This window comes from Thermosynechococcus sp. TG215 (assembly GCF_031583455.1).
In the GTDB taxonomy this organism is placed as follows: domain Bacteria; phylum Cyanobacteriota; class Cyanobacteriia; order Thermosynechococcales; family Thermosynechococcaceae; genus Thermosynechococcus.
In genome coordinates, this window is sequence record NZ_CP134178.1 from 617,120 (window position 1) to 629,065 (window position 11,946).

General features: G+C 53.5%; 10 protein-coding genes, 1 tRNA gene and 1 pseudogene. 3 read left to right on the top strand and 9 right to left on the bottom strand.

Going from position 1 to position 11,946, the window contains the following annotated elements; genetic code table 11:
* Window positions 1-65: 65 nt before the first annotated feature.
* Together chlG and RHJ02_RS02825 are read left to right on the top strand one after the other, a co-directional pair.
* Entirely contained in the window at window positions 66-1,061 is a 996-nt protein-coding gene (gene chlG / locus RHJ02_RS02820) for a chlorophyll synthase ChlG (RefSeq protein WP_206200978.1), read from the top strand.
* An 8-nt stretch (window positions 1,062-1,069) separates the two neighbouring features.
* A complete protein-coding gene (locus tag RHJ02_RS02825; RefSeq protein ID WP_310744779.1) occupies window positions 1,070-2,017 on the top strand; it encodes an RluA family pseudouridine synthase in 948 nt (315 codons plus the stop codon).
* A gap of 23 nt (window positions 2,018-2,040) precedes the next feature.
* Here the strand turns inward: RHJ02_RS02825 and RHJ02_RS02830 are convergent.
* The 9 genes and pseudogenes from RHJ02_RS02830 to RHJ02_RS02870 all read right to left on the bottom strand — a co-directional run.
* A pseudogene (locus RHJ02_RS02830) lies at window positions 2,041-2,289 on the bottom strand (transposase); the annotation flags it as partial.
* Between the two features lie 25 nt (window positions 2,290-2,314).
* Window positions 2,315-2,734, bottom strand: coding sequence for a type II toxin-antitoxin system VapC family toxin (locus RHJ02_RS02835; protein ID WP_302678794.1), 420 nt, complete (start codon window positions 2,732-2,734; stop codon window positions 2,315-2,317).
* A complete protein-coding gene (locus RHJ02_RS02840; RefSeq protein ID WP_206200982.1) occupies window positions 2,731-3,717 on the bottom strand; it encodes a hypothetical protein in 987 nt (328 codons plus the stop codon). Before RHJ02_RS02840 ends, RHJ02_RS02835 begins: the two co-directional genes overlap by 4 nt.
* A 344-nt stretch (window positions 3,718-4,061) precedes the next feature.
* A complete protein-coding gene (locus RHJ02_RS02845) occupies window positions 4,062-4,361 on the bottom strand; it encodes an N-6 DNA methylase (protein ID WP_310822145.1) in 300 nt (99 codons plus the stop codon).
* Entirely contained in the window at window positions 4,348-4,479 is a 132-nt protein-coding gene (locus RHJ02_RS02850) for an N-6 DNA methylase (RefSeq protein WP_206200984.1), read from the bottom strand. The genes RHJ02_RS02845 and RHJ02_RS02850 overlap by 14 nt, the downstream gene beginning before the upstream one ends.
* Window positions 4,480-4,502: 23 nt before the next feature.
* Complete coding sequence (locus tag RHJ02_RS02855) at window positions 4,503-7,013, bottom strand: GIY-YIG nuclease family protein (protein ID WP_310800435.1); 2,511 nt, start codon at window positions 7,011-7,013, stop codon at window positions 4,503-4,505.
* Between the two features lie 835 nt (window positions 7,014-7,848).
* The gene (locus RHJ02_RS02860; RefSeq protein WP_315863706.1) at window positions 7,849-9,459 is read right to left on the bottom strand and encodes an Eco57I restriction-modification methylase domain-containing protein; all 1,611 of its coding nucleotides are present in this window, start codon (window positions 9,457-9,459) and stop codon (window positions 7,849-7,851) included.
* The gene (locus RHJ02_RS02865) at window positions 9,443-10,099 is read right to left on the bottom strand and encodes a DNA methyltransferase (RefSeq protein WP_225901632.1); all 657 of its coding nucleotides are present in this window, start codon (window positions 10,097-10,099) and stop codon (window positions 9,443-9,445) included. Before RHJ02_RS02865 ends, RHJ02_RS02860 begins: the two co-directional genes overlap by 17 nt.
* 207 nt (window positions 10,100-10,306) lie before the next feature.
* A tRNA-Ala gene (locus tag RHJ02_RS02870) sits at window positions 10,307-10,379 on the bottom strand.
* 175 nt (window positions 10,380-10,554) lie between these two features.
* On the opposite strand from RHJ02_RS02870, the gene RHJ02_RS02875 reads away from it, so the two are divergent.
* Window positions 10,555-11,886, top strand: a complete 1,332-nt coding sequence (locus tag RHJ02_RS02875; RefSeq protein WP_310438004.1) for a PrsW family glutamic-type intramembrane protease — start codon at window positions 10,555-10,557, stop codon at window positions 11,884-11,886.
* Window positions 11,887-11,946 lie beyond the last annotated feature (60 nt).

Consider the following 11,946-nt stretch of genomic DNA (forward strand, 5'->3'; position numbering starts at 1 on the left):
CCCCTAGGTGGCGGAAGGTGAAACGACTATAATCATTGAGGTGATTGCTGAGCACAACAAGCGCTATGACGGAAACCCCCGATTCAACGACGACTTCAACATCCACGGAAACCACTACTGCAGCCGCACGGCAACTGCTGGGCATGAAGGGTGCCAAAAGCGGCGAGACCAATATCTGGAAAATTCGCCTGCAACTAATGAAGCCGATTACATGGATCCCCCTCATTTGGGGCGTGGTCTGTGGTGCAGCCTCGTCGGGGGGATTTACCTGGAGTCTGGAGGATGTGCTCAAGGCAGCGACCTGTATGCTGCTGTCGGGACCTTTGATGGCGGGCTATACGCAAACGCTCAACGATTACTACGATCGCGAGATTGATGCGATTAACGAACCCTACCGTCCCATTCCTTCAGGGGCGATTTCCCTTAACCAAGTGCGGGCGCAGATTATCTTCCTCGTTGTCGCAGGTTTGGGTCTAGCTGTTCTACTCGATCTATGGGCTGACCATCCCACGTTCCCTGTGACCAAAATTGCTTTGCTGGGAGGCTTTTTGGCGTATATTTATTCCGCACCGCCCCTGAAGCTGAAAAAGAATGGTTGGCTGGGGAATTATGCCCTCGGAGCCAGCTACATTGCTTTACCGTGGTGGGCAGGTCACGCCCTTTTTGGCGAATTGACACCGACGATTGTGATCTTGACGTTGATTTACAGTTTGGCGGGCTTGGGTATTGCCATTGTCAATGACTTCAAAAGCGTTGAGGGCGATCGCCAACTCGGCTTGGCTTCCTTGCCGGTGATGTTTGGCGTTACTACCGCCGCATGGATTTGTGTTCTGATGATTGACATTTTCCAGTTGGGGATTGCGGGCTACCTGATGGCGATTCATGCCAATCTTTATGCAGTGCTGCTGATTTTGCTGATTATTCCCCAAATCGTCTTTCAGGATATGTACTTCCTGCGGGATCCCTTGAAAAACGATGTCAAGTACCAAGCCAGTGCTCAACCCTTTCTCGTCTTAGGGATGCTAGTGGTGGGTTTAGCCCTTGGGCATACACTGGTGTAGTTGGGGGCATGACGACATCGCTGACCTTCAAGGTAGAACAGGGGGGCGATCGCCTCGATACGTTTCTTGCACAGCGGCATCCTGAACTCTCGCGATCGCGCTGGCAGCAGCTGATCCAACAGGGCTATGTGCGGATTAATGGCCAAGTGTGCGATCGCAAAAATCAGCCCCTCAGTGGTGGTGAGGTACTGCAGGTGGTGCTCCCTGAACCAGAGCCGTTGGATTTAATCCCTGAACCCCTACCCCTGAGTATTCTCTATGAGGATGATGAGTTACTGATTCTCAATAAACCCGTGGATCTAGTGGTGCATCCTGCCCCCGGTCATCGCCACGGCACCCTGGTTCATGGTCTGTTAGCCCATTGCCCTGAGTTGACAGACATTGGCGGTGTCCAGCGACCGGGGATTGTGCATCGCCTAGACAAAGACACCTCTGGGGTGATGGTTGTTGCCAAAACGGAGTTTGCCCTACACCATCTGCAACAGCAATTGAAAGCACGGCAAATGCAGCGCCATTACCTTGGTGTCGTCTATGGCCAGCCCCCGCAGGACAGTGGAACGGTAATTACGCCCATTGGTCGTCACCCGGTGGATCGCAAAAAGATGGCGGTGGTGCCTCCAGAAAAAGGCCGCACAGCAATTACCCACTGGTACGTGCAGGAGCGCTTCCGCCACTGTGCCCTTGTGGAGTTTCGCCTTGAAACCGGTCGCACCCATCAAATCCGCGTTCATGCCGCCCACTTGGGTTGGCCGCTGTTGGGGGATCCTGTCTATGGCCGCGGTGCACCGCTAAAAGTAAAACTGCCCGGCCAAGCGCTCCATGCCTATCGCTTAGCGTTGCAGCATCCCCGTACAGGTGAGGAGATTGTGGCGATCGCCCCTCTGCCAGAGCATTGGCAAAAACTACTGCGACTACTGCGCCAACAAGCGCTCACTTCCGAATCAATCCCTATATAGCTACTCCAATAAAGAATGAGATATTATGCAGCACAATACTTGCGAATCACCTCATCAATCGAACTGTTTGACCCTGCATACCTCCGCGCTCGCTTCAGCGCACTGAAGTCGTGCTCAATCACATTCAAATCAGGAGAGGATTTCGGTAAAAATAACACCGCGTGACCTGCCGCTTTCACCACTACCTGAATCGCCCCTTGCAGATGGATTGGTGCATTGTCCATCATCAACAGCGATGGTCTCTCTAACGCCGGCAAACAGTATTGACTCAGCCGAATACTGTGATGGCAAACGTGGTCATGGTGTCTGACCACCTTGCTGTGTGATTACGGAAAGGTTGGGTATATTCTGGAAGTCTTTCTCGTTATGAGTAACGAGCGGCACCTGATAGCACAGTGCACAAGCAGCGATCCAAGCATCGGCAAAGGAAATCGGCTTACCGATACGCTTTCGTCCTGCAACAATCTCGCCGTACTTTTTTGCGATTTCGTAGTCATAAGGAATCACCACAAAGTTACGGAGCACGCTCTCAAGCTTCTTTCGCTTCTGCTCTCCCCACCCAGCGTATTCTGCCCCTGCCCAAAGTTCGCCAACGGTGATGAAGGAAATCGCCAAGGTTTTGCCGAAGAGATGATTCTCATAAAGCCTCGCCTCTGGCGCACCTTTCATGATGTATGAGAGAATGTTAGTATTCAAGAGCAGATAGGCGGATGTCACGAGCCATGCCTCCCGATGACATTGCCTTGTCGCAATTCTTGAATAAACTCCTCAAAGCTATCGTTGCGTTCGCCGGGCCAAGTGCCATATAAAGTAGCAAGATTAGCTACAGGCTGGACGCCCTGCATTTGGGCAAGTTCTTTCAGTGTTCTTGAAGTCCAGAAATCATAAACTTCTGCTGGAGCGAGCGGAATTTCCTCTATCGCCTCCGTGAGTTCCTCTAAAGGTTCGATGTCGTGGATACGCACTCGGTTAATCTTGCCGGTCTCAGGATCGCTGAGTGCTTCACCGATTATGCGGACGCGACGCAGAAGATTCTCAAGTACCTCTTCCTTTTGCTCCTCGTCGAACACGCATACGACTGGATCACCAACAGGAGGATGAACCCGTAACCGCATACCTTCTTCTTTGAAGTCCGCCATAAGCAAGCGGCCTTCAATGGTGGTGAGGTGAGTTTTGGGTCCCTGAATCCGCTGCTGGATTACTTGGAACGCTTGGGGGGTGTACTGAACCTGTAGCGGACTCGGACGATGATTGAGTTCAAAAGTTATTGAATATACTTCTTTCTGGAAAAGCCTGCCGACATCACGCCATGCAAGTAAGACTCCCCGATCAAATCCACGAGGAAGGACATCACCCGGCTCCTGGACTTCGTGTATGCCTGTAAGAGCAGTCTCTAAGATGTGAAGTAAAAAATCCTCTTCGGGGAACAAGCTTGGTTCAGCTCGCCTGTCGAAGCGGAGTAGGGTTGATGGGCTTCCGTGGTTAATCTCAATAAGGTCTAATTCCAGAAGCTGCTTGAGCTGTTTCGACTTGGGTCCTTTGCGAATACTATCGGTTTCGCCTAAGAGCACTTGGCCGGTTCGGTAAAAGACTTTTTGAAGGCTCGACAAAAGCTCTGAAAGCTGTGAAACAGCTATTCGACCTGAGCGGACAAACCTGCCTTCTAAAATCAGGGTCAACAGTGAAGTCTTCCCGTTCATGGTGCGCACCTCCTCATGACTAAGCTAATTTATTAAGCATTTATCATTAAGCATTTATCGAGCGTTGTGAACTGCTGACAAAATTATTTCCCGATACCATCGCCAGAAGCTGGCGCAGGTCTTCAGTATATTTCCTCCTCTAGCTCCAGCAGGCGATTGATGAGCACCTCCGGCTTTTCGTGCTCGACGGCCTCGGCTTGGTGCCGGCAGTAGCGGCGTGCGGTCGGGTTGTCGTCGATCGCGCGAATCTGGTCTATCGTTGCCCACTAGGATTTTTCGCTTTCAAACTGCTTGAGGTCATCGGCTTTGAGGATCGCCCTTACACCGCTGTCCTTTTCCTGCCGCTAGGTGTAGAGCCAGAGCGAAACCATGTGTGCGAGATCCCCGTCGGTTGCAAAATCGGGTAGCGGGCGGCGGGTGGCGCCGAGGTCACGCCCGTCGCTTTCCACCCGATAGAACCACACCTTGGAAGTCCGCACATCGTCCCTGCCTAGGGGCTTGCGGAAAACCCCGACGCTGGTCTTGGCTCCGCTGTAGGGGTTGAAGACGCCGTTGGGCAGGCTGATGACCGCTAGGATCTCGAACTGCTCCACAAGCTTGCGGCAGATGTGGCGCAGCATCTTCTTGGAGTCAAATGGAGTCAAACAGCAGCCCTTCCTTGAGCACCACAGCGGCGCGCCCAGCGGGGCGCAGGGCATTCATCATGTGCTGGATAAAGAGCGCCTCATAGAGCTTGATGTGGTATTCGAACTGCGCCAGCAAGCGCTCACTTCCGAGATCAATTCCTATAAATTGCTAACTTCAGGCAGGGATGAGGGGCAATTTCCTCGACAGAGGACGGTATCATACAAGCCGATCTCTTTCCCTTCATGCTTATTAATCCCTGTGTAAGCCAAGCTCGGGTCTTCATATCTTTTGAACTTATACACCGCATCGTTCATCAACGCGCTGTTGAACACCCCCAAGCTGACGAGCAGTTCAAAGTCTTTGACCGTCAACCCTGTGACCTTCTTGAACAACCCCGGCTCCAATTGCGTGATCACGTCCCGCAGTGTTCGTTCCCGGTAATCGGTCAGGTACATGAAAATGGGGATGCGGGTGGCAAATTTGATCAGTTTTTCCTGAATTTGCTTACGCTTGCTCTTGAATTCCTTTTCTTCTTCTGTGAGCTGCTTTTTCTTTTGAGAGGAAAGTTTCTGGTCATTTGCCTCTTTCTTCGCCTTCTTGACCGCTTCAGATTTGTTGATGATGGTCTCGATCTCCTGATTGAGATTGCGGAACCCCTCGATGCGCATCAGCGCCTGCATCGCCTCTTCATTGTTCATCAACCGCCGCAGCGTGTCGTCGTCCACGTTCACCAGCAGCGCGCTTTCCCAGCGGCGAGCCAACAGGGTTGCCGTGGTCCCGGCCATGGCCATATCGAGCACCCCGGCGGCGTCAATCTGCTTCATGGAACTGCCGTCGTAGGCCAACACCGGCAAAAATTGGATAAATTCCGCCACCTTCCTTTCCGGGTCTTCCCCGTTGACGTTCAGGCGGCAACTGTAGTCGGCGATCTGGCGCAAGGCCCGATCCGGCGCAAAATCGAAGACGTAGCACTCCTTTTTGAGGATCAGCTCCTCATTGGGCGAAACGCCGTCGGGATTTTTGATGATCCAAGGGCTTTGCACGCGAAAGGCGGCCTGAAAGTAGGTCTCTGGGCTGGAGGTGTTGCGCAGCATGAAGATCCCTGTCCAGGGCCGCACCGTCACGCCGGTGGTGAGCTTACCGCAGGTGAGGGTGATGGTTTTGGTCTTGAGGGGATCACCCATTGCTTCGAGAACAGGCGGTAGAGCATTGACCCCAATACCCGCAGCTGCACCGGCAGCAACGATGACTTTGTAATCGTGGTAGAATTTATTTTGGCTCTTTGCCAGCAGATTCTGCATAGCGTAGCAAGAGGCAACGCTGGGCAAAAACCAAAGCGTATGCGACAGCACATTCAACAGCCGCACATCAGAATAAGGCAAGGGCGGTTTCTGCGCACCCAAACGCAAGTTGTCTAAACTCGTTGGCAAGTGTGCGCCGCGAATCAGATCGAGCCACTTCTGGACTTCCTCTTCATACGTGAACCGCGCCTGCTCGCCGACGCCCTCTGCTGAAAAGAATACGTTCAGGTCAAATTCGTTGAATTCGCCTTTCATCGCCACGTCGCGGATGTCATCCGGCAGTTGATAGGTCATCAGCACCATCCGCGGCAATGCAGCGTAGGGGTTATTGTCTCCCTGCCACTCTTCTTTAGCTTTCTGTTCGTCAGAATAAGTCCAGTTGTAGATCTGCTCTTCGATGAATTCGCCGGTGGCAATGGCTCGGAACGGCGTGCCTGAGAGATACAAGTAGTGATCCGCGGTGATGGGCAGAATGTCTTCATCAAAGTAGTCGATGGCTTCGCCTTCCGCCGCTTTGCGCTCGCGCTCGTCTTCGGATTCAAAAAGGTCTTTGGCTTTCTCTCGCCAGGCGCCGAAGTGATATTCGTCAAAAATCACGCAGTCCCAATGGGTAGCATGGACCCATTCGTTTTTGGTCTTGATCCCGTTCGTGCTCGGATTGCGGCCCAGATAATCCTGAAAGGAACCGAAGCAGACGATGGGTCTGTTCTTGTCCGCCTGTTCGTAGGTGAGGCCGCCCGGCTTGATGAACTGCCAACCCACGAAATCCACATGCGTGCGCAGGTCTTCTTCCCAGGCGTTTTGCACCGCCGGCTTGAAGGTGAGCACCAGCATCTTTTTCCAGCCCATGCGCTTGGCCAGTTGGTAGGCGGCGAAGGTCTTGCCGAAGCGCATCTTGCAGTTCCAGAGGAAATGGGGCGGCTTGCCGTTTTCCCGGCGATAGTTCTGGAAATAGGCCATGGTCTTCTCAACCGCTGCTTGCTGCTCTGGGCGCAGGGGGAAGTTAAGCGATCGCTGTTCTTCTATCAATTGACCTGCCCGCACAGCATTGATAGCGGACTTCACATCTTTGACCGTGCAGCGGAACCACTCGCCGCCGGCATGCGCGATGCCGTTGATGCGCAGCATGCGGTGCACATCGTGGTCGGTAAAGCCCGTGCCGTCGTTGCGGATGGCCGGCTCCTCCAGCACAATGCGGTAGGGCTTCTCGCCAGGACGGAGCGTAGGATACTGCTGCGCCACCCGCTCCTGCACGCTCTTCGTGGTGTAGCCGATCTTGAGCAGGCCCGCATACTGCGGGTTGGTGTCCTCGTAGGCGTAGATTTTCGGCTCGATTTTGGGACGGGGCGGGAAAAAATCTTTTGTCATGGTTTCATCTTAGCAATTCTCATTCCAAGCACAGCGTACGTCATTTCGACCGAAGCGAGAAATCGTCATGCCACGATGGGTAGGATTTCTCAGTCGCTGCGCTCCTTCGAAATGACAAGGTCGCTGCGCTCCTTCGAAATGACATGGTCGCTGCGCTCTTTCGAAATGACATAGTCGCTTCGCTCCTGCGCAATGACAAGGGTGTGTTGCGCCATTCGAGCCGTGCGTGCGTCATTTCGAGCGAAGCGAGAAATCGTCATGCCACGATGGGTAGGATTTCTCAGTCGCTGCGCTCCTTCGAAATGACATGGTCGCTGCGCTCCTTCGAAATGACAAGGGTGTGTTGCGCCATTCGGGCCGTGCGTGCGTCATTTCGAGCGAAGCGAGAAATCGTCATGCCACGATGGGTAGGATTTCTCAGTCGCTGCGCTCCTTCGAAATGACATGGTTACTGTGCTCCTGCGCAATGACAAGGGTGTGTTGCGCCATTCGAGCCGTGCGTGCGTCATTTCGAGTGAAGCGAGAAATCGTCATGCCACGATGGGTAGGATTTCTCAGTCGCTGCGCTCTTTCGAAATGACATGGTTGCTGTGCTCCTGCGCAATGACAAGGGTGTGTTGCGCCATTCGGGCCGTGCGTGCGTCATTTCGAGCGAAGCGAGAAATCGTCATGCCATGATGGGTAGGATTTCTCAGTCGCTGCGCTCCTGCGAAATGACAGCGTCGCTGCGCTCCTTCGAAATGACAGCGTTGCTGCGCTCCTGCGAAATGACAAGGTCGCTCCGCTCCTGCGAAATGACATGTTCTATTCCTTCCGGCGCAACGGGAAGCAGGTGTCAGGCATCACCAGCCTCCATCGGGCGAATTTTCGACTCGATAAAGGCAATTTCTTCTTCCGTAAGCCCGTATCGCTCGTAGAGCTTTTCGTCGGTCCATTCGGTGTTCATGTCAAGGATGGGGACGAAGGCGTAGGCATCTTTTGTAATGTGATGCGAATACATGAACTGCGATACTAGGAAACGAAAGAACCGCGTCTTCATATAGGCCGCCAAATGTTCAGCCTGCTTTTGGGAATCATAAGCTCCAATTACCAGATACGTTTCTGTGCAGATGGTTCTCGGGGGTAGTATGTCTATTTTGGAAAAAACCCTTCTCCTTCCGTCTGTTCCGGGATTTCCGGCATGGTCATAGCCCACGTAGGATGTAATCACCTTCCATTTGTCGATCATTTCCACGCCAACGGTTATATCCTCCCTTTTATACGGACCTTCGCCATTTTGCCAGCGCAGTATGAGATCGCCAGATTTTTGGGGGCGCACGAAAGTGCGCAATCCGAAAGGTTTACTAGCTGATACCTGTTCGCTCATACTCCTTTCTTTCTTAGCGAGTACTTTCCTTACAATGGACACGGCCTGACTATGGCGGATGAAGGTTGGGAATTCATCGAGTTTTCGTGTCGAAACGACCTTTTCTCCTTTATGCACATTGGTCACTTCGCAAGTCCCACGCGCGTCCCGTTCCCAAAGGAAATAACACACACCGCCAGCAATATCTACGCCGGGGAAGACCTCTGATGCATCCTCGAAGTCCACCAGTTTTCGGATGCGATCATCGCCAAGCATCTCGGCTCGGAAGGAATCCAAGCCCTTACCGCCAGCAAACCAGCGGGAAGGGATGATCATCACCAGATAGCGTGGATTCAGTTTTTTTGCTTGATGGACAAACTTGTTGTAAATGGGCGTTGCGCTTCTACCAAACCCCCCGTCGCTCAACTGATACGGCGGATTGCCGATGATGACATCGAATTTCATCGATTTCTCCTCGCTGTGCTCGTCGAAATGACATGGCTCGCTGTGCTCGTCGAAATGACATGGCTCGCTGTGCTCGTCGAAATGACATGGCTCGCTGTGCTCGTCGAAAAGACGGAGTGGGTTTTCCGTATGGATGAACTCATAGGCGTGGGTTTCCAGTTCCTCGCCGCGGGCGTAGTTGGCTTCGTTGGCGCCGCAGAAGAGGCAGCGGCCGTTTCGCCAAGTGTGCTCGGTGCGGCGGTAGCGGATGTTGCCTTCTTCGGTGTTAAAGGCGGTGCAAATGGAGTATTTGCCGTTGGCGTGTTTGGAGCAGTAGAGCGTGCGCCGCGCGATGAGCGCCGTCAGTTCGGTGATGGCGATGCCGAAGAGCTGGTTTTTCATGATGTGGTTGATGCGCTCTTGGCGATCGGGGATTTGGGTTTCCAGGCCCTTGTCCAGCCGCTTGGCGATCTCGCGCAAAAACACCCCCGACTTGCAGGCCGGATCGAGAAAACGGGCGTCGGGGTTACTCCAGAGATCGGGCGGCAGCAGATCCAGCATCTGGTTAGCCAGCGCCGGCGGGGTGAAGACCTCGTCGCTGGAGAGATTGGCTAGGCACAAGAGCACGTCCGGGTTGTGGCTACTCATCGTAGGCATGGGCAACCTCCAGAAAATGCACCGGCGGGTAGTCTTTGACCGGTTCAGGGATGAATACCTCCTCGCCGGCATCCGAAAAGAGCGGTAACTCCCGCATCGCTCCCTGGTTCACCAGTTCATGGAAGGCAAAGTCCCGCCGCTTGAGCAGGCTGCCATTGACCAGCGACCATTCAGGAAAAATAATCGGTTGGGGGTTCGCCCCTACGGTTTTCAAGGTCAGCGCGTCGCCATGAACAATATTTTTGCTGAGGATATAGCGCACTGTTTCTTGGCATGGCGCTTTGGCCTTGTCTTTGAAAAGCCGCGTGTAGGCTTCATCAAAAACGGCAAACAGCCGCTGCCGGCATTCCGCAGCGTTGTCTTCCAGAATGTCAATCCCGTAGAGCGACGACACGGCCAAGATGGCGTAGCGCTCGTATTCCAGTTGGACCCTAGCATAGCGCGCTTCCACCACGCGTAGTTTCCGGTTCAGGATTTCGACGAGAAAGTTCCCCGTGCCGCAGGCCGGCTCTAGGAAGCGCGAATCAATCCGCTCTGTTTCCTGTTTAACCAGATCGAGCATGGCGTTGACGATATGCGGCGGCGTCAGAACCTCGCCGTAATCCACAACCCGCTGTCTGGATTTTGTCATGGTTCTCATCGCTCACCAACATGGAAGTCAAACCTGAATCTCGACCTGTGGGCAACGGTTCGGCCTGTGGGTCGGTCTGGAAGGGAGGATTAAGCGCTCCTTGTTTCGGGTGGATGCGATCGCGGGTGCCATGGTTCATTGCAGTGCTAATTTGAAGTGACAGCCTATACTGACTGCACCCCTCGGTCTAACAAAAAGCATGGTTTGCGTTTCCACTGGAGCTAAGCGGATTCGAACCGCTGACCCCTTCAATGCCATTGAAGTGCTCTACCAACTGAGCTATAGCCCCGCATCAGCAGAACTTTATCATTGCGCAAAATGCTGCCCTTTGTCAACTCCTGCCCCCAAAGTAACCCTCTGCCTAGGATGGACAACCATGGTTTCCCCTCGCGATCGCCCTTTCGCTCAAAGGAAGTATCAAGTACCCAGTGTATAGTGGGTGTGAGTGCTGAGCAGGTCGGACTTTGGGAGTCTCATCGTCCCCCTTGCAGTTGATACGGGTACCAATGAATCGCGATCGCTCCCCTCTCCATCCAACGCTGAAGTATGCGGGTGTGCTGCGGCAAGTTTCCCCTGAAATGGGGCAGTTTTGGCTGTCTCAGGAGGAGGTGACCATTATTGGTCGTGACCCCGCTACCTGCCACATTGTCCTTGACGCTCACATCTATACTTCTGTTTCCCGCCACCATGCCCAACTCACCTGTCAAAAGCGTGGCAGTATTCCCGTGTGGGCGATCGCTGACCTCGGCAGTGTCAATGGCACCTATGTCAATCAACAGCGAGTAGAGAGCTTAACTGTGCTCAATGCCGGCGATCGCATTCAATTGGGGCGCCAAGGGCCTGAATTTGTCCTAGAATATCTTCCCCTCACCGAAGTCGTGAGTACCCAGCCCGATCAACCCCTCACCCTTACCCAACTCCTGCCTATTTTTGCCATTCATCCCGACTGGGTACGCAAAGCCTATCTGGTACCGGGGATTGTTACGGTTGTTGCGGTTATCCTCCTTTTCGCCACGGCTGGCTCCCCCGATGCCTTCAAGGTCATCTTGGCGCTCTATTTGGGCAGTGCTGCCTATTACTTTATCTATCAACTCTGTGGCAAGCGCAAACCCGCATGGGTTCTACTGGGCACATTAACGCTGGAAATGTTGATTCTGCAAAGCCCAATTTTGCCAGCCATGATCTATCTCTTTCGCACCATTTTACCCGGCCAACTGCATCCGCCCCATCCTTCATTTTGGGTGTTATTCAGCCGCAACTTCATTGGTGCCGGCTTAATGGAAGAACTCCTCAAGGCGTTACCCATTGTTGTGGCCTATGGCTTAGGGCGATGGCTGCCGAGTCCGTGGAAACAAAAGGTGGGCGTATGGGAACCCCTCGATGGCATTCTCTTGGGAGCGGCTGCCGGTCTGGGTTTTACTTGGATAGAAACCCTTGGGCAGTATGTCCCTAGTATTGCCGGTCAATTTGGTAATTTAGCTGGTCTGCAAGTACTGATTCCTCGGGTCTTGGGATCCCTAACGGGGCACATGGCCTACACGGGCTACTTGGGCTATTGTGTGGGATTGAGTGTATTGCGCCCCCATCGAGCGCCCTTGATTTTAATGGTTGGCCTAGGTCTAGCGGCCTTTCTGCATGCCCTTTGGAATACGGCTGCCGCCCGTTTTGGTCCGATGGGTTTGGCAGTGGTGGGGATTTTGGCCTATGTATTTCTCACCGCCGCGATTTTGAAAGCGCGTCAACTGTCCCCGACGCGATCGCAAAACTTTGCCACCCGGTTCTATGGTTATCGCTAGGCAGGTGTATAAAATATACTCATTTTGATTCCTTCATCCACTGGCGCGATCGCAACAGCG